The organism is Nitrospina sp. P1_D6 (assembly GCF_052156615.1).
Classification (GTDB): Bacteria; Nitrospinota; Nitrospinia; order Nitrospinales; family Nitrospinaceae; genus Nitrospina.
The window spans coordinates 390,369-416,389 of the sequence record NZ_JBQKUN010000002.1 but is presented as its reverse complement, the minus strand read 5'-3'; the positions used below and the strand labels follow the sequence as shown (position 1 = coordinate 416,389).

Annotated in this window: 25 protein-coding genes; 10 read left to right on the top strand and 15 right to left on the bottom strand. The window is 58.3% G+C overall.

Translation table 11 applies throughout. The features are described from left to right. Nucleotides 1–14: 14 nt before the first annotated feature. The 8 genes from ACTRXA_RS05540 to ACTRXA_RS05505 form a co-directional block, all read right to left on the bottom strand. A complete protein-coding gene (locus ACTRXA_RS05540) occupies nucleotides 15–1,778 on the bottom strand; it encodes a hypothetical protein (protein WP_442426209.1) in 1,764 nt (587 codons plus the stop codon). 93 nt (nucleotides 1,779–1,871) lie between these two features. Then, a complete protein-coding gene (locus ACTRXA_RS05535; protein WP_442426208.1) occupies nucleotides 1,872–2,429 on the bottom strand; it encodes a sugar transferase in 558 nt (185 codons plus the stop codon). 11 nt (nucleotides 2,430–2,440) lie between these two features. Then, the gene (gene murJ / locus ACTRXA_RS05530; RefSeq protein WP_442426207.1) at nucleotides 2,441–3,967 is read right to left on the bottom strand and encodes a murein biosynthesis integral membrane protein MurJ; all 1,527 of its coding nucleotides are present in this window, start codon (nucleotides 3,965–3,967) and stop codon (nucleotides 2,441–2,443) included. 74 nt (nucleotides 3,968–4,041) lie between these two features. Further along, nucleotides 4,042–4,446 carry a hypothetical protein gene (locus ACTRXA_RS05525; RefSeq protein ID WP_442426206.1) on the bottom strand — a complete coding sequence of 135 codons (405 nt, stop codon included), beginning with the start codon at nucleotides 4,444–4,446 and terminating at the stop codon, nucleotides 4,042–4,044. Between the two features lie 13 nt (nucleotides 4,447–4,459). After that, nucleotides 4,460–4,627 carry a hypothetical protein gene (locus tag ACTRXA_RS05520; RefSeq protein ID WP_442426205.1) on the bottom strand — a complete coding sequence of 56 codons (168 nt, stop codon included), beginning with the start codon at nucleotides 4,625–4,627 and terminating at the stop codon, nucleotides 4,460–4,462. A gap of 152 nt (nucleotides 4,628–4,779) precedes the next feature. Next, nucleotides 4,780–4,974, bottom strand: a complete 195-nt coding sequence (locus ACTRXA_RS05515) for a hypothetical protein (protein ID WP_442426204.1) — start codon at nucleotides 4,972–4,974, stop codon at nucleotides 4,780–4,782. Between the two features lie 149 nt (nucleotides 4,975–5,123). After that, nucleotides 5,124–5,954 (bottom strand): formate/nitrite transporter family protein, encoded by an 831-nt coding sequence (locus ACTRXA_RS05510; protein ID WP_442426203.1) that lies wholly within the window; start codon nucleotides 5,952–5,954, stop codon nucleotides 5,124–5,126. Between the two features lie 9 nt (nucleotides 5,955–5,963). Further along, nucleotides 5,964–7,592, bottom strand: a complete 1,629-nt coding sequence (locus ACTRXA_RS05505) for a ferredoxin--nitrite reductase (protein ID WP_442426202.1) — start codon at nucleotides 7,590–7,592, stop codon at nucleotides 5,964–5,966. A gap of 729 nt (nucleotides 7,593–8,321) precedes the next feature. Here ACTRXA_RS05505 and ACTRXA_RS05500 point away from each other — a divergent pair. Further along, nucleotides 8,322–9,032 (top strand): hypothetical protein, encoded by a 711-nt coding sequence (locus ACTRXA_RS05500; RefSeq protein ID WP_442426201.1) that lies wholly within the window; start codon nucleotides 8,322–8,324, stop codon nucleotides 9,030–9,032. A gap of 396 nt (nucleotides 9,033–9,428) precedes the next feature. Here the strand turns inward: ACTRXA_RS05500 and ACTRXA_RS05495 are convergent, their stop codons facing one another. From ACTRXA_RS05495 to ACTRXA_RS05475, 5 genes are read right to left on the bottom strand one after another with little or no spacing between them, the layout of a single operon-like run. Beyond that, on the bottom strand, nucleotides 9,429–10,490 hold the full coding sequence (locus ACTRXA_RS05495; RefSeq protein ID WP_442426200.1) for an alpha-ketoacid dehydrogenase subunit beta: 1,062 nt from the start codon (nucleotides 10,488–10,490) through the stop codon (nucleotides 9,429–9,431). Beyond that, nucleotides 10,481–11,422, bottom strand: a complete 942-nt coding sequence (locus ACTRXA_RS05490) for a thiamine pyrophosphate-dependent dehydrogenase E1 component subunit alpha (protein WP_442426199.1) — start codon at nucleotides 11,420–11,422, stop codon at nucleotides 10,481–10,483. Before ACTRXA_RS05490 ends, ACTRXA_RS05495 begins: the two co-directional genes overlap by 10 nt. Before the next feature lie 4 nt (nucleotides 11,423–11,426). Then, nucleotides 11,427–12,536, bottom strand: coding sequence for a radical SAM protein (locus tag ACTRXA_RS05485; RefSeq protein WP_442426198.1), 1,110 nt, complete (start codon nucleotides 12,534–12,536; stop codon nucleotides 11,427–11,429). 23 nt (nucleotides 12,537–12,559) lie between these two features. Further along, nucleotides 12,560–13,009, bottom strand: a complete 450-nt coding sequence (locus tag ACTRXA_RS05480; protein ID WP_442426197.1) for an NUDIX domain-containing protein — start codon at nucleotides 13,007–13,009, stop codon at nucleotides 12,560–12,562. A gap of 30 nt (nucleotides 13,010–13,039) precedes the next feature. Further along, complete coding sequence (locus ACTRXA_RS05475; RefSeq protein ID WP_442426196.1) at nucleotides 13,040–14,452, bottom strand: radical SAM protein; 1,413 nt, start codon at nucleotides 14,450–14,452, stop codon at nucleotides 13,040–13,042. Nucleotides 14,453–14,851: 399 nt separating this feature from the next. Between ACTRXA_RS05475 and ACTRXA_RS05470 the strand changes: the two genes are divergently transcribed. The 8 genes from ACTRXA_RS05470 (at nucleotide 14,852) to ACTRXA_RS05435 (ending at nucleotide 22,290) form a co-directional block, all read left to right on the top strand. Continuing rightward, nucleotides 14,852–15,841 (top strand): hypothetical protein, encoded by a 990-nt coding sequence (locus ACTRXA_RS05470; protein ID WP_442426195.1) that lies wholly within the window; start codon nucleotides 14,852–14,854, stop codon nucleotides 15,839–15,841. Between the two features lie 23 nt (nucleotides 15,842–15,864). Beyond that, the gene (locus tag ACTRXA_RS05465; RefSeq protein ID WP_442426194.1) at nucleotides 15,865–16,347 is read left to right on the top strand and encodes an adenylyltransferase/cytidyltransferase family protein; all 483 of its coding nucleotides are present in this window, start codon (nucleotides 15,865–15,867) and stop codon (nucleotides 16,345–16,347) included. A 13-nt stretch (nucleotides 16,348–16,360) separates the two neighbouring features. Next, nucleotides 16,361–17,893, top strand: coding sequence for a PfkB family carbohydrate kinase (locus ACTRXA_RS05460; RefSeq protein ID WP_442426193.1), 1,533 nt, complete (start codon nucleotides 16,361–16,363; stop codon nucleotides 17,891–17,893). Between the two features lie 13 nt (nucleotides 17,894–17,906). Next, nucleotides 17,907–18,491 carry an SIS domain-containing protein gene (locus tag ACTRXA_RS05455; RefSeq protein WP_442426192.1) on the top strand — a complete coding sequence of 195 codons (585 nt, stop codon included), beginning with the start codon at nucleotides 17,907–17,909 and terminating at the stop codon, nucleotides 18,489–18,491. A gap of 36 nt (nucleotides 18,492–18,527) precedes the next feature. Beyond that, nucleotides 18,528–19,343 (top strand): glycosyltransferase family 2 protein, encoded by an 816-nt coding sequence (locus ACTRXA_RS05450; protein ID WP_442426191.1) that lies wholly within the window; start codon nucleotides 18,528–18,530, stop codon nucleotides 19,341–19,343. 83 nt (nucleotides 19,344–19,426) lie between these two features. Next, complete coding sequence (locus tag ACTRXA_RS05445; protein ID WP_442426190.1) at nucleotides 19,427–19,945, top strand: hypothetical protein; 519 nt, start codon at nucleotides 19,427–19,429, stop codon at nucleotides 19,943–19,945. A gap of 4 nt (nucleotides 19,946–19,949) precedes the next feature. Beyond that, nucleotides 19,950–20,480: a hypothetical protein gene (locus tag ACTRXA_RS05440; protein WP_442426189.1), complete on the top strand. Its 531-nt coding sequence runs from the start codon at nucleotides 19,950–19,952 to the stop codon at nucleotides 20,478–20,480. A 115-nt stretch (nucleotides 20,481–20,595) separates the two neighbouring features. After that, the gene (locus ACTRXA_RS05435) at nucleotides 20,596–22,290 is read left to right on the top strand and encodes a B12-binding domain-containing radical SAM protein (protein WP_442426188.1); all 1,695 of its coding nucleotides are present in this window, start codon (nucleotides 20,596–20,598) and stop codon (nucleotides 22,288–22,290) included. 99 nt (nucleotides 22,291–22,389) lie between these two features. Here the strand turns inward: ACTRXA_RS05435 and ACTRXA_RS05430 are convergent, their stop codons facing one another. Then, the gene (locus ACTRXA_RS05430; RefSeq protein WP_442426187.1) at nucleotides 22,390–23,040 is read right to left on the bottom strand and encodes a response regulator; all 651 of its coding nucleotides are present in this window, start codon (nucleotides 23,038–23,040) and stop codon (nucleotides 22,390–22,392) included. After that, the gene (locus tag ACTRXA_RS05425; RefSeq protein WP_442426186.1) at nucleotides 23,024–24,424 is read right to left on the bottom strand and encodes a sensor histidine kinase; all 1,401 of its coding nucleotides are present in this window, start codon (nucleotides 24,422–24,424) and stop codon (nucleotides 23,024–23,026) included. Before ACTRXA_RS05425 ends, ACTRXA_RS05430 begins: the two co-directional genes overlap by 17 nt. Nucleotides 24,425–25,141: 717 nt before the next feature. Here ACTRXA_RS05425 and ACTRXA_RS05420 point away from each other — a divergent pair. Continuing rightward, on the top strand, nucleotides 25,142–25,996 hold the full coding sequence (locus tag ACTRXA_RS05420; RefSeq protein WP_442426185.1) for an SAM-dependent methyltransferase: 855 nt from the start codon (nucleotides 25,142–25,144) through the stop codon (nucleotides 25,994–25,996). The last annotated feature ends 25 nt before the right edge of the window (nucleotides 25,997–26,021 follow it).

Sequence of the window (26,021 nt, the reverse complement as noted above, 5' to 3'; positions counted from 1 at the left end):
GAATAGAACATAGGTCACGTTCCCTCTAACGGGCATGACTGGCCGGTGGCGTCGATGCCCAATGGTTTTAAATCGACTGCGGCGAGGCGATCGTACAGTGCGGGCAGGCGTTCCGGTGCCGTCATGCGTTTCCACAAGTAACGAAGCGCGACGAGCGGTTCCGCCATGCCTTCCCTGGGGTGAACGATGACTTCACCCAGGCACCCACCCGGCCGGTAATTCTTTGACCCGGCACGAAACCCCAACCCCTTTTCCCACTCCGCTTCCATGCGCCGGGCGATGGCGGTGCGGGCGATGGGTTCGTTCAGATACGCGTCGGAGGCGGGCAGGGGATTGTTTCCCTGCTTGAGTTCGTTCAGCACGATGCCCACCCATTCGCGGTCGTAGCGCCGTTTCTGCAGGTAAGGCGGTACGCCGATGAAGCGCTCCCCCTTCCAGGCGGCGTTGAGCGTCAGCGACACCTCGGTGTAATGGTAATCCACGCCCATGCCCATCGGCAGGTGGTTGGTCATGAAATACATGCCGATACCGGGAAGCGGTTCGTGTTGTTTCAACTGGTGAATCACCGCCTGGTTCTTGGCCCAGTGCGCCTGCTGGGTGAGATAGATGCTGATATTTATGAATACCAGGACCGTCAATGCGGAAAAACCCAGAAAGCGTGCAAGCGGCCAGCGGAGATGCGCGTACCGGTTGCCAATGTACCCGATCATCGCCAGGGTCAGAAACGCCGCGCCGAGTCCCATTTGCCGGTTGTGCCGGGCCTGGTACGACAACAGCATGCCCATCTTGTGATTGGCCGCGTGCGCGTAAGCGAGGGAGGCGATCAACACCAACCCCACCGCCAGATACCATCCAAGGCGTGCGGAGGGCACCATTCCAAACCCGGTGTTCTTTTTTTTATAGAGGCGGTACGCGACGGCAAGGACGATCAACAGCAGGGGAACCGAGGCATAATACGCCCCCAGCCCGATGATGGGAGCAAACAGCGCGTTGGCCATGCTTCCCGCAAAAAACGCCAGCGTCTTGAGCGACAGGAAGTCAATGCTGTAATACCCGACGTAACGACCGACCACGGGAAACAGATACGGCTTGGCAAAAAAGAAAACGAAGGGCACGAGCACAATCGCCCAGTGCGTTTTCAGGAAACCGGGAAAGTGCCGCCGGATCTCCGTCCATGCCGGACGCGGCGGGTAGCCCATCGTGTACGCAAACAGGACGAGGACGATCACGAAATGAAACACCAGAAACGCCTGGTAGAAATACGAAACGAAAAGAAGCGCGATCGAAGCTCCTTTCAATAACAGGTTCCCGTTTTTCTCGAGATGAAGGAAGTACAACAGCCAGCCGCCGAAGAACAGCACCGGCGGGATGTGATCGGAAAACGCGCCCCACACGATCATGTGGTAAAACGGCCAGCACAACGTGAAGGCGGCGACGAACCATGCGGTTTTTCGGGACAACGGCGTGAACCGGTGCAGGAAATGAAACTGGATGAAGCTCACCAGCACCAGCGGGAGCAGGGACAGGAATTTGAACAGGTAAATGTTGAAAAAATTCTCAAACGGCAGGGACACCCACCAGTAGGCCAGCGGACGCCCGATCTCGTACCACATGGCTTTCATCCGGTCCCAGTCGCCCTGCTCGGCGAAGAAGTTGAACAGCCAGCCGTCGGCGTAGTTGCCGTCGTTGACCAGCACCAGCCCGTGCGCGAGCAGGGCGATGCCGACGAGGCCTGCATACTCTTTCCAGGGTTGAGATGTGGCAGGTGAAGAGGTCAAGTCAGTCCGGACCGGTGGTGAAAGCAGGTTAGAAATAACTCGGATTTTGAGTCTGTTTCATGCCGGGGGTCGGGCATGGCGCATTCGGTTCGTTTAGCTGGCGCTTTTGATTTTCAGAACCTGCTTGATTGTAAGGAGAATGATCTTCATATCAAACCAAAAAGATTGGTGGTCGACGTATTCGAGATCCAGCGCCAGCCGTTCCTGCGGTGTGGCAAGCGACCGCTTCGTTGCCTGCGCCAGGCCGGTGATGCCGGGAAGCACCGACGTTCGTTTCGCCCACTGGGCCTCGGTGTAATCGTTGCGTTGGGCGGGCACGTCCGGTCGCGGGCCTACCAGGCTCATGTCGCCGGTCACCACGTTCAGCAGCTGCGGCAACTCATCGAGGCTGGTCTTGCGCAGAAAAACCCCGACCGATGTGATGCGCGGGTCGCCGAAGGCGGTCTGGTGCGACCCCACCTGGTCCGCGTCCGCCACCATGGTGCGGAACTTGTACATGAGAAAGGAGCGTCCTCCCAGCCCCACCCGTTCCTGGCAATAGAAAATGCCGCCCGGCGAATCCAGCCGGATGGCCACGGCCACCGCAAGAAAAACCGGCCATAGAAAAGTCAGGGCAAACAGGCTGGCGGTCAGGTCGAACAGGCGTTTCATAGCACTCCGGGTCAGGCGTCCGGGCGCGGACGCAGTCGATTAATAAGATACTCGCGGTAACGCGGGATCGCCGCACCACTGGCAAACAGCAGGGTCACTCCGGCCAGCGACGCAAACAGCAAAATACCGGGCAGGCCGGATTCCAGAGCGGTGGTGGCCAATGCGAACGGGGCCAGGGTCAGCGGGCCGACGAGGGCGATGCGCAGCAGGTCCAGGGCCAGCGGGCCGTCCAGCAGGCGAATGCCATGGCGCCGGTTCAACAGAATCGATTGATACACCATGACCACCCAGTAGGTGAGGATGAGGGCCCCAACGATGCCCGTCAGGCCGAAGGCGCTGGCGCCGAACCAGGCCACCGGCAGAAACACCACCAGACCCCCCACGCTGGAACGGAAGGCCAGCGCCGTGTCTTTTCTGGCGTTGGCCGTGGCGGCCAGAAGCGTGGCCGCGCCCTGTGCCGGGAGCAGTGTCATGCCCAGTGCGGCGAGGAAGGCGATCTCCTTCGTATCCTGTTCCGACATCGCGCCCCAGCCGTAAACGATTTCCGTCAACGCGTCGCCCCACCACGCGAAAATCAGGATCAATGTGTACGAGATGGCGAAGATGCCGAGCACGCCGTTGCGAGCCAGCGACACGCCTTCTTCATCGCGTTCCTGGGCAAAGCATTCGGACATTTTGGGCAGCAGCACCACCGAGAACACGCCGAGGCCGACGCCCATTGGCAGGTCGATCAGCTTGGTTGCGTAATTGAGCGATGCGAACCCGCCGGGTCCTTCCAGCGACGCCAGCGCACGGGCGATCACCGGCAGCAGGAACAACAGGCTTCCCGCGCCCAACGCCTGCACGTAGCGGAGCAGGAGAACTTTATCGATCCACCACCCCGGCGCCGTGCCCTGCATCACGCCGAACTTCGGCAGGCACAACACCTGCGACAGCAGGCGGAGGAGTCCACCCACGATCATCGCCCCGGCGAACAGGACAAGGCCGTTGGGTCCGTCCAGGAATCCCCACAACGCTCCGATCAGGGTGAGGTTGAAGATCAGTGTGCCCAGTGCCGGAACGGCGAAATGCCCTTGTGCCTGCAGGAACCCCGTGGTCACCCCGGCCAGCGCGGTGAGCGGCAACAGCCACAGGACGATGGCCAGCAGGGACTCTCCCTTGCGTGCCGCCTCGGCTTCGAACCCCGGTGCGAACACGGCGACCACGAATTCGGCGGTGCCGATCAGTCCCAGCGCCAGCACCACGAACATGAGCCCGACCACCGCACCCGACTGCAGGAGCAGGGCGTTTTTCTCTTTTTGCGTGTGGCTCTGGTACTGCGGTATGAGCGCGGCCGCCAGCGCGCCTCCCAGAAGGATGCTGATCAGGAAATCCGGCAGGGTGAGAGCGAACAACACCACGTCCGCGTCCTCCGAGACACCGAACTGCGAGGCGATGGCGATCTCACGCACGAAACCAGCCATGCGGCCCAGCAGGACGCCTCCGGAGACCCACAGGCCTGCGGAAAGAAGCTGGCGGAATACCGATTTTTGTTCCATGAAATGCTACCCCGGGTTGGAAACAAGGCCTTCAAACCGTCGGCCATTGTACCTTGGAAGGAACGGAATGAAAATCAACCCGGCCCGGGCGCGCCGTCATGAATATTGCCGTCGGCATCGATCGAGTAAACGATGTGGAGCGGATCGCCGGTGTGCCGGGCTGTGGCGCGAAAGGTGGTGGCGTTGCCCTTGAGTTCGAACTCAACCATGTCCGCCGGCTCGAACGGATAATCGTCGCTGGTGATGATCTCGAGCGTGCACTCGTCTTTTGGATCGTGGTCGTCCCAGTGCATCTTGCAGGTCCAGTAAATGCCGCCCAGCACCGACTCCGCTTCCGACTTGTAAAAACGCTGCATCATGGCCTCCTCGCTGTCCAGGCTGAAGAGGATCCACCACAGAAGGGGCAGGGTGAGGAACCCCAGCACGAAACCGACAACGTTCCAGCGGGTCTGAAAAATGAAGGGTGGAAACAGTTTCACGCGTCGCTCCCGGTCAGGACATCTTTCCCATTACGTAGAACAGAAACACCGCGATGATGCCCCCGACGATGGCGGCGATGCCCAGAAACGTGAACAGGCCGTACAGGTAGCTGTTGAAAAAATCCCGGGCATGGAACCGGGGTTTTGCAGACGGGGGTGGTGTGTCTTGCGGCCAGGTCATGAAAACATTATGCGGGCATCATCGGCATACCGTGAGAAAAAAATGCGGTTCCGGGCGCAAAAAAATGGGTTCATCGCAGGAGGGAGCGGACACTGGAGTGGAAGAAGTGTTGAAATTTCCTCGCATTGGGAAACCCCGGGGCGTTCTTCAGATCAGGGCAGGCATGAAAAATTTTTGCACTCGCGGCCGATGAAGGGGAGCACGTCAAAGACCAAGTAAATGTAGAGAAACACCGCGGTGATGAACAGGAGAGTGAGGAGGGCGAACACAGCCAGGCCCCAAAGAAAGCTCACCAGAAATTCAAGCGGGTTGAACGGGGAGTCGGGGGTCTCCGGCACGGGGGTCATGCTACCAGTATGCGGTACGGTGGGGCCCCGTAAAAGAAAAATCAGGGTGGGACCGCCCGGGAACTTTCAGTAAAAGATAAGCCGCCATCCTGTCTCCCGACGACCCCCTTCTTTCGAACGGGAGACAGGACAGCATTGGCTATGCGGGTTCAGGCGCTCTCTTCCTGCAGCGTTTCCTGGATCAGGGCCGGTTCGGGCTCCGTCAGCGTTTCCGGTTGCGAATTCGCTAGCCAGTACACCATGCCCACCAGCAGGCCACCGCCGACCATGTTTCCGAGCGTCACCCAGATCTGGTTGTGGATGAACCCGCCCAGGCTCACTTCCGCGCCGTGCGGCAGGAACATGGCCAGACTCAGGAGGGTCTGATTGGCGATGCTGTGTTCATACGCGCTGGCGATGAAGGCGAACAGGCACCAGAAAATCATGATGAGCCGCGCCGACTCGTTTTTCGTGCGGAGGGCGATCCACACCGCGAGGCACACCAGCCAGTTGCACAGGATGCCGCGCAGGAACGCCTCTTTCGCGCTGAGGTTCATCTTCATGCCCGCGACTTTCACGATCAATTCCTGCGACGAAGCGGGAAGGCTGCCGCCTTCCGTCACCAGCCAGGCGAGAAACACCGAGCCGCACAGGTTGCCGATGAAACACAGGCTGAACAGGTACAGGATGGGCCGGATGCCGATGCGCCTGGAGAGACGGCCCACGGCGAAGACCATGTTGTTGCCGGTGAACAGCTCCGAGCCCGCGAAGATGACGAGGCTCAGGGCGATGCCAAAGCTCGCCCCCATGATGAGTTTCAGGTACGCTCCGCCGCCGTCCGCTGCGATGGGCCCGCCGATCGAAAAGATCAGCACGATGCCGAAGCCGAGGTAAATGCCCGCCAAGGCCGACAGCAGAAAGTAGCCGCCCGGCGAGCGCTTCAAATATGCGATTTTCTTTTCCGCCTGATTGGAAAGATTGTCGATGTCCGTATCAAACATAGGGCCTCCCTAAGATTGGTAGACCGAGTCCGTCGCGTGCAGTCGAGATGGTGCGTCTGCGTTCGCTTTATTCACGGGAGCGCTTGAAGACCGGTTCGGCCGGGACTCGGCGTTCGGTTTTTTTTTCTTTTTGTAGTTTTTCACCGGGTGCATCTTTTCGCGGGCGTGGTAGGGCAGGATCTGCGCCAGCACGTCCGGCAGTTTGTCACACGGAATGTCCTCCAGGATCTTGAGCGCGGGCGCGGGGTACTTGCCGCTGCGACCGCCGACGAACACGTCCACCGCGTCCACCGTCTTGCCATCCACCCGCGCGCGTTTGCCGATCAACCCGACGTCCGCCACCAGGTGGTTGCCGCACCCGGCGGGGCAGCCCGACCAGTTCATGGTGATGGGGCGGATGCCGTCCAGCTTCTTCTCCAGCTTCTTCGCCACCTCCATCGCCGTGCCCTTGGTCTCGATGGTCGCCATGCCGCAGTAGTCCTTGCCGACGCAACTGACAAGGCCCTTGATGAGCGCGTTCGGGTTGTAATCGAATTCCTTGAGCAGGGGCTCTTCCAGAAAGTCGCCCAGCTTCTTGTCGGAGATGTTGGGCACGATCACCGAGTTCGCCGGAGACAGGCGCACCTCGCCGTTGCCGTATTTCTCCGCCAGCACCGCGAGCTTTTCCATGCGCGTGTGGTCCATGCGGCCCACCGGCACCTTCATGCCGACGTAATTCATCGTCGGCTGTTTCTGCCGGTAGATTCCGATGTGCGTGTTCTCGTGATCGTTCCTCAGGTCTTCGCCTGCCGGGGGCAGATCACGGCCCAGGGTGCGTACCAGCATCTCGCGGAATTTCTTCTCCCCCCAGTCCTCGATCAGAAATGCCAGTCGATTGCGGGTACGCACGTCCCGGTAGCCGTAATCACGGTAGAGGGTCACCACCCCGGCCGATACATCGACCGCCTCGTCGGGTTTCACAAACACGTCGAGGGGGGAAGCGATGCGGTAACCCCCGGAACCGATTTTTCCGCCCACAAGCAGGTTGAATCCGTAAACGGTTTCGCCGTCCTCCTCGCGCGAGGCCGGGACCAGCGCCAGGTCCTGCGTCTCCGTGTGGATGCAGGAGTCCGGACAGCCGGTGACGGCGATGTTGAACTTGCGCGGCAGGTTGCTGAACTCGCGGTTTCCCAGAAAATATTCGTTCATCGCCTCGATGACGGGCGAGGCGTTCAGGACCTCTTTCGGGTGCAGGCCGCCCACCGGACAGCCCATGATGTTGCGCACGTTGTCCATGCCCGTCTGGATGGACGTCAGGCCGACCGAGTCCATCAGGTCGAACACCGCCGGCACGTCGTCGATTTTCAGGTGACGCAACTGCACCTGCTGGCGGGTGGTGATGTCGATCTGCCCGTTGCCGAAACGTCCGGCGATGTGCGCCAGCGCCTTCAGCTGGTACGAAGGCAGGTAGCCGTTGGGAATGCGCACGCGCAGCATGAAAAAACCGGGAGTCGGTTTGCGCAGGAACAGGCCGTACCACTTCAGCCGCGTGATGTCGTCCTCGGAGATGCAGTCCCATCCCTCTTTGGCGAAGCGCGCAATGTCGGCTTTGATGTCCAGCCCGTCCTTTTCCAGTTTCAATTCCTCGATCTTGTTCATGCTTGCAGATGGTCCTTTCCCATGCGGGTGATTAAAGCCATGGACTATCGCAACAACGGTGCCGGAACGGGCTGTGCGCGGAAAATTTTTTTCAAAATAAAGCGGGAGCCGCGGAAAGCCCTTTAAAATCGGGCGATACGGGAGGGGTGGCAGGCAGATTGGAGCGTGTTACGGGGCTGTGGCCAGGTACCGGGGCGGATTTTAGCCATCAGGGCCTGCCTAAAACAAAGTCACAAAATGAGGCAGTGTTGCAAATTCAAGCAGTTGGGCGGGCCAGACTGAGCCTGAGGCAGATGGCTAATTCTCTCCTTCCCGTTCGATGGTCCGTGGGCGCACTCCACAGTGTTCCTCCCCTCCTTTTCAAGGAGGGGATACAGGGGAGGTTATCAATGGCTTTTCCTTTTTTGGAATCTCATCGTTCGCCCACGGGGCACATTCCATTGGCTCCCGGCTCAGGCGTTGTCATTCTGAGCGTCAGCGAAGAATCTATGTTTTGAGTTAAAAAGCGGAAACGGTCATTGGTAACCCCTCCCAGCCCTCCCCTTGAAAAGGGGAGGGAGAAATCCATTCCCCCTTCTCCGAAGGGGGCCAGGGGGCCTTTAAACTTTCACCCTGATTAAAGTGCTTGCCGAGATTGCGATGTGCCCGCCCGGAGCATCCCTGTAGACATTCACACCCCTGCCTTTATACTGAAATGAAGGGCTAAGCGGGCTATTGAGAAGCGGATATATGACTAAATTAGCTTTAATTTTAACAGCAGTATTTTTGGTTCAGGTGCTTCTTTTGGAAGTGCATTTGTTCCTGTTGCGTCAATTGCGTATTCGATTTTTTGGAGAAAGGCTAAAGCCCTATAAACTTCTAAGAGAAATTTTTGATCTGGTTTTTTACGTGGTTTTTTGGATTCTCGTTTTAATTTACTCTTTTATGTTTTCAGTAAGCCAAGGTTTTCCCGGTTGGTCTGCCCTGATTCCTTTCGTCCTGTTTGCATTTTATATCGAGCTAAGGAATAGACGATCCTCCGACCCGACACGAAAACAACTGGGGAGTTTGAGGATTGCTCGCGCGGAAATCAAAGCATCATTTTTTAAAGAACCCGCTGTCTACTTAAAAGAATTGTGGCAGGAGCAAAAGGATCGGAATCCATTTATACGTGCTTTTTGGGACGTATCCCGGCCCATCAAAATCCTTTGGATTGTTTATGGGTTGAATTGTCTATGGTTCTTTGCCGAGTTTGTCAGTTTGATAGTGCAACGGGACTTTATATTTATGGGTGCAATTACAATAAAGGATGGGGAGGAAGAATTTGATCTGCATCGAATTCCCTATTTCACTTTCGTTTCGATATTTGTAATGGGCACCCTGATGTATTTTTATCAGTTTGTCAGAGCGTTAAAGAAAATCAGAGAAAAATACGGAGTGAATGTTCGCCAACCTTTTTGACACAAACTTATGCCCGTACAAATCCATCATCCCATAGCAATGTTTCTTTGGATTGCCCTGTTTCTGGCGGCGACGGTTATTTTGTATAAGGCGTGCAAGCGGGACAATTTGAATCCCTGGCTTTACCTACCCGGATTGAAGCGGGACAAGTCTCCCCGCTTGACTCGGAAAGAAAGGATTTTGATTTCCCTGTATATAAGTCTGAGCTTGATCAGTGCCAGTTTCTTTCCTGTGGAGGAGGTTGCTTGGCCTATCATCGAGAACAGGGTGATGTTTTTTCTGATTTTGTTCGCTGTCTGCTACTTCATTCCATTCTCCACTCACAATTTTAAAGAGAGAAAAGCGGACGAGGAGGGGTAATAGAATAAGCTTGGTGGAGTTGGAAAAACTGGAAACTTAAAACGGGCCCTGGAAGGTGGAGTGTTCGAGGGGGGCGGTGCGGTCGCCGGCTTTCATTTCGCCGGTGGCGCCGGTGACGCGGCGCGCGGCCTGGCAGATATCCTCCACGCCGGGATAAAAATCTTTTTCGAGGGGACCGCTGCACGGCGTGTTGCGGTCGGGAAGCGCCACGCGCAGGATGGGGGCTTTGAGCGAATCGAACAACTGCTCCTGAACCCGCGCCGCGATCTCCGCGGTAATACCGAAACTGGTCCAGCCGGTGTCGGCAACAATCAAGCGTCCCGTCTTTTGAACGGAATCGAGAATACAGTCCATATCCAGAGGACTGGAGCAACGCGGATCCAGGACTTCCACAGCAATGCCTTCTTGGCTCAGCGTGCCTGCGGCGTCCAGAGCGTCCTTCACCATAAACGAAAACGCTACGATTGTCACGTCCGTACCCTCGCGTTTCACCGCGGCTTTTCCAAGCGGCACGGTATAGCTTTCTTCGGGCACGTGGGATTCGGTCTCATACAGCAAACGGTGTTCGATGGAGAGCACGGTGCCGGTGTCTTCCAGCGCGGCCATCAGGAGGCCCTTGGCGTCGTAGGCGGAGGCGGGGAGCATCACTTTCAGGCCGGGCACGTGTGAGAAAAACGCCTGCAGGCTCTGCGAATGTTGCGCCGCCTGGCCCCAGCCGCGTCCGATGATGGCGCGGATGAGCATGGGGCACTGCATCTTGCCGCCGCTCATGATTTCCCATTTGGCGGCGTGGTTGATGATCTGGTCCATGGCGAGAAGCAGGAAGTCGTTGCGGGCGTGCACGATGACCGGCCGCTTGCCCAGGAGGGCCGAGCCGACGCCGATGCCGGCAATCGAGTTTTCCGCCAGCGGCACGTCCATCACGCGTTCCTTGCCGAACTTTTCGAACGCGGCGCGCGTGGTGCCGAAGATGCCGCCTTCGTCGTCCACGCCGCAGCCCATGACGAACACGCTCGGGTCCGCGTCCATGGCCTGCGTCAGGCCTTCGTTCAGCGCTTCGCGGTACTTGAGAATCCGTTGATCGTTGTTCACACCCATACCGCGTCCTCACTGGATTTGGCAAACTCGAAGGCCGCCTGGATTGCTTCCTGGATACCCTTGCGGATACCGTTCATGTCTTCCTGCGTGAGCCAGCCGTTCTTGAGGCACAAATCCTCGAAGCGGCGCACCGGGCATTTCTGTTCCCATTCCTCCCACAATTCTTCCGTGCGGATGCCGGTGTTTTTGTCCTGTTGCGGCCCGACGTGGCGCATCATGCGGAACGTTCTCGCTTCGATGAGCGTGGGACCGAGTCCCTCGCGGGCACGGGCCACTCCACGCTTCGCGGCGCTGTACACCTCTCCCAAATCGTTGCCGTCGGTGCGGATGCCGGGCACGCCGAACACGTTGCCGTGTTCGTGGATGTTGTCGAGCGGCCGCCGCGCCAAAAGGGGCGACGAGGTGGCGACGAAATTGTTTTCGCAGACGAACAGTACCGGCAGTTTGTGAAGCGAAGCGAAGTTGAGGCTTTCGTGAAGCACGCCTTCTTCGCAGGCGCCGTCGCCGAAGTACGCCACCGCGAGATGCTTCTTGCGGTCCATCTTGAAGGACAACGCCGCGCCGACCGCGAGCGGAATGCTGCCGCCGACGATGGCCGACGCGCCCAGCATGCCGACGCTCTGGTCGATGAGGTGCATGGAGCCGCCGAGTCCCCTGGCACAGCCACTTTGCTTGCCGTAGAGTTCCGCGATCATGGCGTTCAGGTTGCCGCCCTTGCCGAGGTAATGACTGTGGCAGCGGTGCGTGCTGAACACGACGTCGGTGTCTTCCAGGCAGGCGGAGACGCCGACCGCCGCCGCTTCCTGTCCGATGGACAGGTGCACCGGACAGCGCATCTCCTGCTGCGCGTATTCTTCCGCGATGGCTTCTTCGGTCATGCGGATGCGGATCAGGTTTTCGTACAGGTCGCGTGCGTGTTCTTTCTGGATCATAGAATCAGATGAAGTTGACGTGGGCGGGCGGGTGCTTGATGTCCCACAGGTAACGGTTCACCTCGTCCATGCGGCAGTTCTTGCGGCACTCGGAGATGTTGAGTTCGTTCTCGACGTACTCGAGGTTGGCCATGCGTTTTTCGCCTTCCCAGATTTCCTGGAAGGTGTTTTCGGTGATGTTGCCGTACTTGAAACGGTCGTCCAGCAGGTACGCACTGCAACCGTACACCGCACCGTCCGCCATGACGTAGGCCCAGAAGTTCGGCGTCGAATAGCATTTCTGGTAGTAGTGGCTGTCATCGAACAGCTTGGTCAGCGTGTTGTCGCGGAAGACAACGGAAAAGTTATCCGTGTTGAGCGCGGCCAGGTCGTCCTTCAACTGGATGGACTTGGAGTAATCGATGTTTTCGTATTTGCGCGTGATGCTTTTCTTGTGCTGGGAGTAGGGCTTGATGACGAGGTAGTCCATGCCGACGTCGCGCATGCGCTGGCCCAGCGTGACCGCTTCGTGCTCGTTTTCCGGGAGCAGGACCATCTGCGCGCCGAGCGTGCAGGTGTCGCCGCGCTTCGCCTTCAGGTTGGCGGCGGTCTCGAGGTTGCTCAACACCTTGTTGAAGTCGTCGGCCTTGGTCTGGTGCACCTGAGCGTAGGATTCCGCGGTGCCGGCATTGATGCTGGTCTTGATCCAGGTGATGGCGTCCAGCGCCGCCTCCGACCATTTCTTGGTCATGGGCACGGCGTTGGTGGTGATGGCGATGTCGATGCCCGACTTTTTTGTGTGCTGGATGATGTCCGGCAGATCCTTGTGCAGCAGCGGCTCGCCTTCGCCCGCATACATGATGCTTCGTACGCCGAGGCGGCCCATCTCCGTCAGCCGGTTTTTGAGCAGGTCCGTGTCCAGGTGGACGACCTTGTAGCCGATGTAATCGACGGCGCAGAAGGTGCAGCGGTGGTTGCAGGCGCCCGTCGGGGCGATTTCCATATAGATGGGGTACACCGTGCGCGACCCGGACAGCCATTCGTTGACGCGGTCGACGTGGTAGTTCAGCTTGTGTCCGTCGATTTTGTGCTTGTCGCTCACGGTTTCGGTTTTTTCGTTGATCTGGATTCCCATTGCTTCCTTTCGAGTGCTCCTGTTCAGGATAACGCCTCGGTTTTCCCTGTCAAAAACAAATCGAGAAACCGCAGGCTGATGGGGTGGACGTTGAGTTTCCGGATGGCGTCCGGCGGAAAAAAGTCCACCTTCTGTCCCTCGTTGCACCGCACTTCGGACACCGGAGTGCGCAGGCGGGCGGTGAAGGCGTTGTACACGCCGGAGGGTTCCGGGTCGACTGCCGTGTAACGCAGGGTGGTCAGTGGCTGCAGTGCGTCCACCTCGATTTCAAATTCCTCGTGCAGTTCGCGCAGGATGGCGTCGGTAAGCGGTTCGCCCGGTTCCACATGGCCGCCCGGCGAGCAGGTCCAGTACCCCGGATACTGGATGCCGGGTTTGTTGTCGCGCAACTGGCACAGGATGCGGCCGTCGGGGTCGCTCACGATCGCGCCCACAAACACGGGCAGGGATTCGCTCTGGCTGAAATCGGTCACACGTCCCCCTCCCCGGGGGTGCGGCGTGGATCAGATGAAGTTGACGTGTTCCGGCGCGTTCTTCAGGTCCCACAGGAACTTGTTGACGTAGTCCTGCCGGCAGCCGATGGCGCAGTCCTTGTGCACGTCCACCGAGTTGGCGACGTCCTCGTGCACCTCCCAGTAACGGTCGCCCATCACCATGTCGTAAAACGAGTCGGTGTGCAGGTCGCCGATGTAAAAGCGGTCCTTGTTGAAGAACGGGCCGCAGGGATACACCTTGCCGTTGCCGGAGATCTGCAGCAGGAACGGCGTGCCGTAGCACACGTCGTATTTCCGGTAGCCGTCCTTGTACAGGTCGGATTCGCCCGCCGCCATGATCTTGTTCCACTTCACCTGCACGACGTAGTTGTCGTTGCTGTAGCCTTCGGCTTCGTGGAGCATCTCCTCGAGAGACAGGTAATTTTCGTAATTGATGCCGATCTCCTTGTACTCGGAGTCGGAGCAGTGCTTGATGACGAAGTAATCGACGTCCAGCTCCGCGCCCAGCTTGGCTTCCGGGATGACCTCCTCGAAGCATTCCGGGATGAGCACCATCTGCAGGCCGATCGTGCACTGGTAATTGTTTTCCTTCTTGATGCGCACCAGCTCGCGGATGTTTTCCACCAGCAGGTGGAAGTTTTCCTCGGTGGACTGGTGCACGCGGCGGAAGCCTTCCGGCGTGCCCGCGGACAGGTTGATGCGGATGAAGGTCATGTCGCGCAGCAGTTCGTGCGCGCGGTCCATGTCGATGATCAGCCCGTTGGTGGCCATGGAGGTGTCCACGCCCATCTGCTTGGCGAGCACGGTGGCGTCGTACATGGCCGGGTTCAGCGTCGGTTCGCCGTCGCCGATGAAGCCGATGGAACGCACGCCAAGCTTGCCGCAGTCCTCGATGTAGCGGAGCAGGGCGTCGCGCTGGATCATGGTGCCCTTGGTCATGTTCTGCACCACCGCATAGCAGTACAGGCAGGCGGTGTTGCAGAATTTGGTGAGGCCCATGTCGATGTGAATCGGCGCGAAACGGCCACCCTGCATCCAGGACATCACCCGGTCCAGATGGTGCATCATCTTGTGGCCGTCGAAACGGAACCGTTCTTTCTGGTTGCGGTAGCTCGGTCCGGTGAACATGTTCGGAACCGGCTCCTGCGCTTCCTCTTCCTCTCCTGCGCTTTTGCGGATGATGCCGACCTGGTCCTCGAACTGGACGTACTCCACTTCCTGGTCGTCCATCTTGTCGATTTTTTTGGAGTCGACCGCCTGGTCTTTCAGCTTGATCTGCGTTTCGTGCAGGGCCTTGCGGTCGACGATGGTGTTGGACGTACGCAGTTTGTGTCCCGGTGTTTTGGCAAGCGGAACATCCTTGGGGATGTGGGTGTTTGCGTCGAGACCAAAACGGTTTTTATTCGAATCAGATTCGCTCATTAGCGTGCCTTTATGGACATAGGGTTGATGCAATCGGGTTTGGGCCGGAAAACTGAAAACCCTAGCGGGGTCGGGTTTTTTCGGATGCGTGCCTGTTCAGGCTGTCTGGCCGTTCAGATATTATGCCAAGGACCGCTTGTGAAATCAATCAAAACCGGATAGGAACTCCTGAAACGGCAAAGAGTTAAGAGGCGTTTTTCATTGAAGAACCGCGTCCTGAATTGTTTGCTGGTTTTATCAGGGCCTGCGGGAACGGTTGCCGGGACACACCCGGAAAGGGGGAAACGATTTCCAATTTGCCAGACGCTCCCTTTAATTATACAATTCACAGACTTAGGGGCCCCCGGCAGGCGGAGGGTCCCGGCTCTCCACTTTCTTTGACCGGCCACGGGCTGACCGATGCAAACACCGTCATTCAACCTGACCTCCCTGAAAATCAAACCGTTGGCCGAAAGACAGCACGATCTGCAAGTGGACTGCATCCGCGACCTGCAACGCGGTGCGTCTCCGCTCATGGTGGAGGTGCTCCGGCCGGTGGCGGAATGTCTGATGCAGGCGAAGAAATCCGGCACCGCCCGCATCCTGATGATGGGCGCGCACGTCATCCGGTCCGGGGTCCAGCGCTACCTCATCGACCTGATGGAGCGCGGTTACCTCGATTGCCTGGCCTTCAACGGTGCGGGCATCATTCACGATTACGAGTTCGCACGTATCGGCGCCACCACGGAAAGCGTGGCGCGGTACATCCAGACCGGGGAGTTCGGCTTCTGGAAAGAGACGGCGGAATTGAACGACATCGTCAACGCCGCTTACCAAAAAGACCCGCACACCGGGTTGGGGCAGGCGGTGGGAAGGGCCATAGGAAACAGCGACTTCCCGCACAAGGACATCAGTCTGTTCGCGCATGCCGAGCGGCTGGGGATTCCGGCCACGGTGCACGTCTGCATCGGACAGGACATCATCCACCAGCACCCGAATTTCGACGGCGCGGCGACAGGGGCTCTTTCGTACACGGATTTTCTCAGGTTCGCCGCCTGCGTCAAGCGGCTGGAAGGCGGGGTGGTGATGAATTTCGGCAGTGCCGTCATGGCCCCGGAAGTGTACCTCAAGGCACTCAGCATGGCGCGCAACCTGGCGCACCAGGAAGGCGGCGAGGTGCGGCGCTTCACCACGCTGGTCTGCGATCTGCACGACCTGCCCTCGAACTTCCGCAAGGAAGCGCCGCGGTCGAGCGCCGGTTATTATTACCGCCCCTGGAAAACGATGCTGGTGCGCACCGTCGCCGACGGAGGTGAAAGCCACTACGTGAAAGGCTCTCATGCGGACACCATCCCCGCGTTGTGGCAGGCCATCCAGAATTTGGAACACAAATCGGGCAAAACCCGTTAAGCTGTTTTTTTAGGAACTCCGGAATGTCGGACACCAAGGTCTTCGAGCTGGCCGCGCTGGCGGAAAAACTGAAAGAGGAAAAGGCCCGCGGGCGCAAGGTGGTCCTGTGCCACGGTTGCTTCGACCTCATGCACCCCGGCCACATCAAGTACCTTCAGGCGGCGAAGAAAATGGGCGACGTGCTTGTGGTCACCGTCAGTCCTGACCGCTACGTGGATAAAGGTCCGGGCCGCCCGGTATTCGGGGAGCGGCTGCGCGCCGAGTCGCTGGCCGCGCTCGAATGTGTCGATTACGCTGGTGTCAACGAGTGGCCGACGGCGGAGGAAACCCTGCGCCTGCTTCGGCCGGACATCTACGTGAAGGGGCAGGAGTTCGAAAAGCTGGAAGACAAGACCGGCAAGATCCAGAAGGAGTTCAAGGTGCTGGAGGAGATCGGCGCGGAAATGCGATTCACCCACGAAATCGTGTTCTCCTCCACGGAACTCATCAACAAATACATCAAATAACCAGGCAGGGGCTATGGCTGTCGATCCGCAGGAAAAAATCCTTACCTTTGAAGACCTCGCCGCCAAAGTGCGCGAGCTCAAGGCCGAAGGCAGGAAAGTGGTGCTGTCGCACGGTGTGTTCGATCTCATTCATCCCGGTATCATCCAGCATCTCAACACGGCCTGCAGTATGGGCGATGTGATGATCGTGACGGTCATCAAGGACAAGGACGTGAGGCGCGGTCCCGGGCGGCCGGTGTTCCCGGAGGCCCTGCGGCTCAACAATGTGGCGTCGCTCGGGCAGATCGATTACGTCTGCCTGGTGGACGACGACCGGCCGTTCGAATGCGTGCGCATCCTCAACCCCGATGTGTTCGCCAAGGGGCAGGCGCACCAGGAACGCGACCAGGAAGTGAACCGGAAAATCTTCGAGGAGGAGCGCGACCTGTTCTGGGGCGAAATCCAGATCCGAGAGACCGACGGGTTCTCCATGCGCTCGTCGCACATCCTGCGCAATTTCTTCGACCTCTACCCGGAAGACACCAAGCTCTTCCTGAAGAACTTTTTCAAGCGTCACACGTTCAAGGAAATCGCCGACTACCTGCACGGCATGGAGAACCTGCGGGTGTGCCTGATCGGCGACGGCATCATCGACGAGTACCATTACTGCGAACCGATGGGCAAGGCGGGCAAGGCGAACCTGGTGGTCAACCGGTTCCTCAGCCACGAAGTGTTTGCGGGGGGCGCGTTCGCCATCGCCAACCATGTGGCGGGACTGTGCAAGGAGGTGCACCTGGTGACGCTTCTGGGGCTGGACAATCCGCGCGCCGAGTTCATCCGCGACAATTTGAAGCCGAACGTCACCACGCGGTTCTTTTACCGCGAAGACGGCCCGACCATCACCAAGACCCGTTTCGTGCACCAGTACCTGAACCAGAAACTGTTCGAGGTCAATTACATCAACGACACGAAACTGCCGCCGTCTCTCGACCAGGAAGTCGCGGATTACCTGAAGAAGCAGGTGCAGGGATACGACTTGGTCCTTCTTTCGGATTTCGGGCACGGGTTCGTGTCGGAGACCATCTATAAGGCGCTGGTGGACAATGCGAAGGTGCTGGCGGTCAACACGCAGACCAATGCCGCGAATTCCGGTTACAATCTCATCACCAAATACGCCAGGCCGCATTATGTCTGCCTGGACGAGCCCGAAGTGCGGCTGGCGGCGCAGGACAAGCACGGCGCCATCGACGAGATCGCGCTCACCATCAAGGAGCAGATTCAGGCCAACCACCTGGTGGTGACCCTGGGCAAGCGCGGCTCGCTGGGAGTCAACGGCAAACAGCAGGTGTTCCGCACGCCCATCTTCTCGACCAACGTGGTCGACACCATCGGCGCGGGCGACGCCTACTTCGCCTACACCGCGCCGTGCGTGGCGCAGTCGATGCCGATGGACATGGTGACCTTCGTCGGCAATGCGGTCGGGGCGCTCGCGGTGCAGATCATGGGCAACAAGCGCTCGGTTGAGAAAAACGAAGTTCTGGAACTGATTCATTCACTGGCCAAATAACAGGGGTTGTTATATGCAACGTATGGTTGAGGAGTATTTCGGCAATTTGAAAAAGGCGATGGACGGCATCATGGTGACCGGCCAGAACGGGGAGACCTACAGTTTTCCCGACGGCGTGGTGGCGGCGGTGGAGCTGATCAACAAGCAGTCGCAGGCGGGAAAACGCCTGATGTTCATCGGCAACGGGGCGAGCGCCTCCATCGCCAGCCACATGGCGACGGATTTCACCAAGGCCGGCGGCAAGCGCGCCACCGCGTTCAATGACGGGGCCCTCCTGACCTGCATCGGCAACGATTTCGGCTACGAGTACGTATTTCAGAAACCGATCGAGTTCCTGGCCGATCCCGGCGACATCCTGTTCGCCATCAGCAGTTCCGGCAATTCGGAAAACATTCACAATGGGGTCAAGGCGGCGCGCGAACGCGGGTGTCATGTGGTGACGTTTTCCGGGTTCAAGGAGGAAAACCCGTTGCGGGTCAAAGGCGACCTCAATTTCTACGTGCCGTTTCCGGGGTACGGGCCGGTTGAGGTGCTGCACCACGCCATCTGTCACTGCATACTCGATACCATGATCATGAACCAGCAGGCCGGCGCGTAGCCGTCGCCTGGGGGCACCAACCTGGGGGGGCAGGGGATGCCGGATACCGACAAGCTTATGGGGGACCATCCAACACTCAGCGTCATCATGCCGGCGTTGAACGAAGAAGCGCACGTCGCGCTCGCCCTGCAGAACACGCTGGATGCGCTGGACCATTTTTCCATCCCGGGCGAGATCATTGCCGTCAACGACGGCAGCCGCGACCGCACGCCGCAAATCATTGAGGAGTTCATGGCCCGCGACCCGCGCGTGCGGGTGATCCATCACGAAAACCCGCGCGGCATCGGCGCGTCTTTCTGGGAAGGGGTGGACGACGCGGCCAACGAAATCGTCATCATGCTTCCCGGCGACAATGAAAACGATCCCTGGGAAATCATGCAGTACATCCGCCTGCTGGAGCACGTGGACATCGTCATCCCCTTTGTGTACAACCGCGGCGTGCGCAGCGCCTTCCGCAACATCCTTTCGTTTGTATACCGCAGTGTCATCAACTCCACCTTCATGGTCAATTTCAATTACACCAACGGCACGGTGCTCTACCGCAAGTGCATCCTGAAAGAACTCGAATACCGGAGCGCCAGCTTTTTCTTCCAGACCGACATCCTGATCCGCGCAGTGAAAAAGGGATACCTGTTTGCGGAAGTGCCGTACCGCCTGGGCCTGCGCCTGGAAGGGAAATCCAAGGCGGTGTCGTACCCGTCGCTCCTGCGTGTGGCGCGGGGTTACCTCCGTCTGGTGCGGGATTTCTATTTCAGCAAGAAAAGCAAAGTGGCAAAGGACGAGTTTGTCGCGGGCAGTTCCACCTCGCGTCGCTACGCCACCGAAAACACTTTGTATAAAGTAAAAAAATAAAACGGGTGGAACCCCCGTCGCGCCGCCACCCACCTGTGGGGTGTTCGGCGTAATCCTTTTCTTTCAACCTGTATCCGTCTCTAATGCAAGTTCTTGTCTGGGGCCTGGCCCTGCTGATTCTGGCATTGGTCCTGCACCTCATCGTCTGGAAAATCCGCCTGCCCAAGCGCCAGACCAAGGTGCTGTTGCAGATTTTTTTCGGCACGCTGGTGCTGGGTTCCGCCGTGTTGTGGACGAACCCGGAAGCCTCTCTGTTCGGTGTGACCGCGCCCACCGGATGGACGCAGTTCCTGCACATCGCTCTGCTGTTCACCGCGTTCACGCTGGCGTACATGATCACTTACTCCGGTCTGGAAGCGGACAGCCCGTCGCTCGTCATGGTGCAGGCCGTAGCCGAGGCGGGCGAACCGGGCCTGCCTGTGGAAACGTTTTTTGAGCGCATGAACGACGACGTGCTGGTGAAGCCGCGCCTGCGTGATCTTCTGACTGACAAGATGGCAGTGCTGGAGGACGGGCGCTACCGCCTGACGCCGAAAGGCCGCCTGATGGCGCGCCTGTTCGTAATGTACCGGTCGCTGTTCAAGGCCGGAAAGGGAGGCTGAGACCATGGTGACGGCGCGCGAAATCGCCCATGTTCTGAACCCCATTTTGTGCCTGGTGATCAATGTATTGATCCAGATTGCCGTGGCCCGGTGGGGTCGGTGGGGTCTGCTCAAATCCGTGTACCTCGGCTTTGCGGCGGGCATGGGAGCCCTGCTGGCCGGGGAATGGGTGATCGCCCAGGGTTCGGGGTTGGCATTGAACGAGGCCGTAGCGCTTTTGTTTGTGAATGCGGTCACTTACGGCATGCTGGGCTACTGCTATTTCCACTTCATCAACCTGGGCGAAACCGCCCGACGCATCCGCCTGCTGCGCGAACTCCACGAGGCGGGAGGGACGCTGGCCCTCGACGAGTTGCTGGGACGCTACAACGCCTCGCAAATGGTTGAAATCCGGTTGAAACGGCTGCTCGGCACCGGACAGATCGTGGAGCGGGACGGACGGTATTTTATCGGCAAGCCGGTCATGCTCTGGATAGCCCAGGCCATTGTGGTGACCAAACGCATTGTTCTTGGAAAAAGCAGCGAATTTGATTGAAATTATTCCGCCTTCCTTTATCATTATAGAACACACCTTTTGGGGCCAGGAGGGCGGTCCCGCAACTCAGGCATTCGCGTAAGTTCGAGCCCCCTATACGAAAGGTTTCGAACCCATGTTGTTCATCAATCCGGCATACGAAAAATTCGGCGGAATGCTTTCTCGGTACATCCCGGTGGGCATTCCCGTATCGATTGGCGTCATCTCGGCGTATCTTCGCAAATACGGGGTGAAGGACATTCGCGTGGTGGACGAGGAAATCGAGACCATCACCGAGGACAACTTCCGTCAGTTTACCGAGGGACTCGAGCAGCCGCTGATCATCGGCATCACCGTGCTGACAGCGCAGGCGGGGCGGGCCTACACCATCGGCCGCATGTACAAGGAAGCGTATCCGGACTGCACGATCGTCATGGGCGGGGTTCACGTCACCGCTTTACCTGAGGAACCTCTACGTAACGGCTCGGCCGATATCGTGGTGCGCGGCGAAGGGGAAGAGACCATGCGCCAGCTCTATCACGCCCTTCGCGAAGGCGGCGACGCCTGGAAAAAAATCCGTGGCATCACCTTCCTCGACGAGGACGGGGAACTGGTCGCGAACGAGGACAACGACCTGATCGACAACCTCGACGACGTGCCGATTTTTCCCTACGAGTTGTTTGAACATCCCAAGTACGACATGGGATTCCTCACGGGTGCGCGCGGCTGCCCGTACAAATGCAGCTATTGCAGTCAACGGATTCTCACCGGCCTGACCTACCGCTGGCATTCGATGGAACGCATCATCGAGAACGTCAAGATCCTGGTCAACAAATACAAGATCGAGAACATCACGTTTTACGACGACATCTTCAGCGTCAACAAGCGGCGGGTCATCGAGTTGTGCGACGGCATCGTGGAAGCCGGCCTGCATGAGAAGTGCGCCTTTGCGGTCCAGACCCGCGCCGACAACATTTATGAAGAGATCCTTCCGGCGATGAAACGTGCCAATTTTCAGACCATCGGCATGGGCATGGAAACCGGCGTCGAGCGCATCGCCAAGGAAGCCAACAAGGACCAGACGGTGGCCCAGCACATGGAAGCGGTCAGGCTGTGCAAGAAATACGGCTTCAAGGTGTCGCTGTTCATGATTTACGGTTTCCCGGGCGAGAGCAAGGAAGACCGGGACGAGTCGTGGCGGGTGGTCAACGGGGCGAACGTCGGGTTCGTCAAGTTCAACAACCTGATCCCGTACCCGGGCACCCCGATTTACGATGTGGCGCAGAGTGAAGGCCGCCTGCACATCATGGAAGGCTGGCGCAACTTCAACAGCACCCTGTCCATCACCCGCAGCATCTTCGACACCATGCCGCTGGCTTACGTGCCGAAGGGTGTGACGGAGTTCGAACTGAAGCGCGACATCATCCGGCGCAATCTGCAGTACTACTTCCAGTGGAAGATCATCAAGTCCATCATGCTCCGCGACAAGGGCGTGGGCTGGGTCTCCCTGCCGCCGAACTGGTTTTTCAAACCGCGCGAGGTGGCGTCACTCACCGGCATGGCGTTCATCCTGGGCACCAACCTGCTGTTCTCCATGCTGCCGCCGTTCGTCGGCAACGCCGTGTTCGCGCTCCTGAAACGCGGACGCTCGGAAGCGGCTCCGAAAGATGTGAAGATGAAGGACCGCACGTTCCGCCGCGCACGGGTGCCCAAGGACGCGCCCCCGTCAGCGACAGAGACGGAACCTTCCGTTTCCGTGGCGGACACCGAGTCCAAGGAACGGCCGCAACAGGGCCGGGCCGAATGGCTGCGGTGGTCCTCGCCCAGCTGATCCGGCCGGATTCCTTCCCGATCCACTTTCATTCCTGAAATTGTCAGCACGCAGAAGGTGTGTTTCCGGCGCCGCATGTATTGCCGTTAGGAAAACGCTTTAGCGGACCAGCCCGTTCTTGAGGGCGTAGTGGATGAGCTCGGCGTTGTTTTTCATCCCCATTTTTTCCAGGATGTTTGAACGGTGGGTGCTGATGGTTGTGATGCTGAGCGACAGCTCGTCCGCGATTTCCTTGGTCTTCTTGCCCGAAGAGATCATGCAGAACACCTGGAACTCCCGTTCGGAAAGAACCGCGTGCAAAGGCTGTCCCTCCTTCTTGTCCAGTTCCTGGATCAGTTTTTCCCCGAGGGACGGGCTGATGAACTTGCCGCCGTCGGAAACCGTGCGGATGGCCTGAACCAGTTGTTCCGGTGCGCTGGATTTGGTGAGGTACCCGGAAGCGCCGGCCTTGATCAGGCGCACGCCGTAATGATCTTCCGGAAAAATACTGAGAATGATGACGCCGAGGTTGGGGTGGCTGTACTTCAACTGCGACATCACCTCCCACCCGCTTTTCTCCGGCATCTCGATGTCCATCAGCATGACATCGATTTCCAGGTCCTTGATTTTATCCAGCACCTCGTTGCCGTGGGAGGCTTCGCCCACCACTTCCATGTCGGCGTTCTGGACGATGATGTGCTTGATGCCCTGGCGAACGACCGCGTGATCGTCCACCACGAAAATACGTATCTTGCTACTGGATGTTTTCATATAGTTTCTGTTTCACTGGAATTACGGCGCGAACGGTGGTGCCGGATGTGGGTTGGCCCTCGATCGTGGTTTCGCCATCCAGCGCGCGGGCGCGTTCCTGGATGCCAAGCAGACCGAGGGACTGCGAGTTGTACAACAGATGCTTCTGAATTCCGCGTCCGTCATCGCAGATTTCCAGAATCACTTCGTTTTCCTTTTCTTCCACGCAGATGGTCACGTTTTTCGCTCCGGAATGGCGCGCCACGTTGGTCATCGCCTCCTGGTAGATGCGAAACAGGGTGGTGGACAGGTTGCGTTCGAGAATGACTTTCTCCGGGATGAATTTGACGTGGCATTGCATCCCCGTCCGCTTCTCGAACTCCGCCGTTTCCCAGCGGATGGCTTCGGACAAGCCCAGTACGTCGAGGATCTGCGGCCGGAGTTCTGTCGCGATGCGTTGCACCGATTGAATGGTGCTGTCGATCAACTGGCTCATCGACCGGGTGCGCTGGGGTACGCCGTCGGAACCCTGCTTGACGTCGTTGACCAGGCAGGCGAGTTCCATTTTGAGCGCGGTGAGCGTCTGCCCCAGTTCGTCGTGGACTTCACGCGCGATGCGGGTCTTTTCCTCTTCGCGGATCGATTGAAGCTGGTTGGTCAGCCGGCGTAGCTGGTTGCCGTACTCCGTGAGCTTGACCTCCGCCTGTTTGCGTTCCTCGACTTCTTTTTCCAGGTTCACGTTGGCTTCGTGCAGCGCATGAATCCACTTGTCGCGAAACCGCTCAAAGCGGAACACGACCAGGGCCATCGACATCGACAGGAGAAACATGACGCCCATCAGCGTGATCTGCGTGACTTTGAAGTACTGCAGGTCGGTGGCCATCAATTCCTGCAAACGGTGCTTGATGCGGTCGGCCTTGCGGTTGAAGCTCAGGTACACTTCGTCGTAGTACTTGTCCATGGGCGACCCGGTCCCCGACGTGGCACGGTTGGACAGGCGCGTGTGGGCGATCTTTCGGAACTCGGCGATGTTGTTGCGCACCTCCCGGATGACTTCGCGGATTTCCGGGTCGTTGAGCGGCATGATGGTGCCTTCCTCATTCTGTCCGCCTTCCAGCATGGCGTTGGCGTACCAGTCCGCCTGGTCCAGGAATCTCCACACGCCTTCCGTGTCCTTGGTCTGGTCGCCGCCAAGGATTTCCTCCACCCACATGTGCGCCGCCACAACCTTCAGTTTGACTTCCGTGTCGGCGTTGATGAGGGGGGCGTAAACGGTATTCATCTCGAGTCCCTTCCAGAAGCTGAAGCCCATCATGGCAAGCATGGCAATCCCCAGAAAAATATTGGCGATGGGAATCCACCAATGCGAGGTTTCCAGGTTGATGTTGTATTTGCTCAGTTTCATGGTCTGGGTCCCGTGTCGCGAAGCCGGGGATTTCCCGGTGCCCGCGGTCAGAAATTGCCAGCCGTTATCAAAGGAAGCACATGAATCCTTGAAATGCCTTGAGTCCCGGTAAACGGGGCAAAACCGGGGCGTTTCCCTTCAAAATGACTGAAAGTGGTCCCATGCAGGATCTTTTGGAAATCCAATGTTACCAGACAACGCGCCGGAGACGCCAAAAAAACAGTTACCTCGAAGAGGTTGAAGGGATTGCTCCTGCCGATGGTCGGGATTCGGTGGAACGTACCCACCTTTTCCATTGCAACGCGTTTGTGCGGGCTGGATGGTTTTCTCCGATCGGTGCCGGGCCGTTTCGAGGGAAGTGAGTCTTTGCCGAAATTCGGCGAACGTTCTACAATAGGTGCAAGTGCAGGGCCATTCCATCATTGAATTGGTTAAAAAGAGGTCGAAGTCTTTCGATCTCGCTGACGACGGCCCCGGTTTTTGCCTGATTGGAGAAAAAACGGGTTGGGTTAACGGCGTTTTTCCAAGCGGTTGGTACGGGGTCCGCGTGTGCGGGCACCCCGGCCGCCTTGAAAAGGCACTCCCAAATGCATATAATTGAAATTCTTTCACAATTCTTTGTCCCACACACTTCTCCATCATGTCTTTGTGAATCGTGATTTTCACACGACCCAATCGAAATAGTGTGTGAGCGTTCATTTATCTGGGGGATCCAATATGAGCAGTTTGACCAAAAACGATACGTCCACCGCGGTTGAAAAAGCGGAGGAGTATTACGACAGTTCCAACGCGGACGAATTTTATTTCAAAATCTGGGGTGGCGAGCACATCCACATCGGCCAGTACAATTACGAAGAAGAGCCGATCGGCATCGCGAGCAAGCGCATCGTGAACCACATGATGAGCCTCCTGGATCTGAATATATTCAAGCGGGTTCTGGATCTCGGCGCAGGGTACGGCGGCGGCGCGCGCTACCTCGCCACGCAGCGCGGGTGTCACGTGACCTGCCTCAACCTCAGCGAAACGCAGAACAACCGCAACCGGGAATTCAACAAGGAACGCGGGCTCGACCGGCTGGTCGACGTCGCTCACGGGAGCTTCGAGGAGATTCCGTTCGAGGACAAGTCGTTCGACGTGATCTGGTCTCAGGATTCGTTTCTGCACAGCGCCGACCGCGCGCGCGTGGTTTCGGAAGCGTACCGCGTGCTGAAACCGGGCGGCCTGTTCATCTTCACCGACATCATGAAAAAGGACGATTGCCCGGAAGACGCGCTCGGTCCCATTCTCGCGCGCATTCATTTGTCCACACTGGGGTCGTTCCGGTTTTATTACGATGAAGCCAGCAGGCAGGGATTCCGGCTGAAACGGATGGAGGACCACTCGAATCAGCTCACCATGCATTACAGCCGCGTTCGCGACGAGACCCTGAAGCATTACGACGAGGTGGTGAAGTTGTGCGGGCAGGAATACATTGACCGCATGCTGACCGGACTTGGGCACTGGGTGGACGCAGGCAAAAGCGGACGCCTGGCCTGGGGCATCACTATGTTCGAGAAACCCGCGGCTTCGTGAGCGTTCGGTTTCATTCAAATACCTT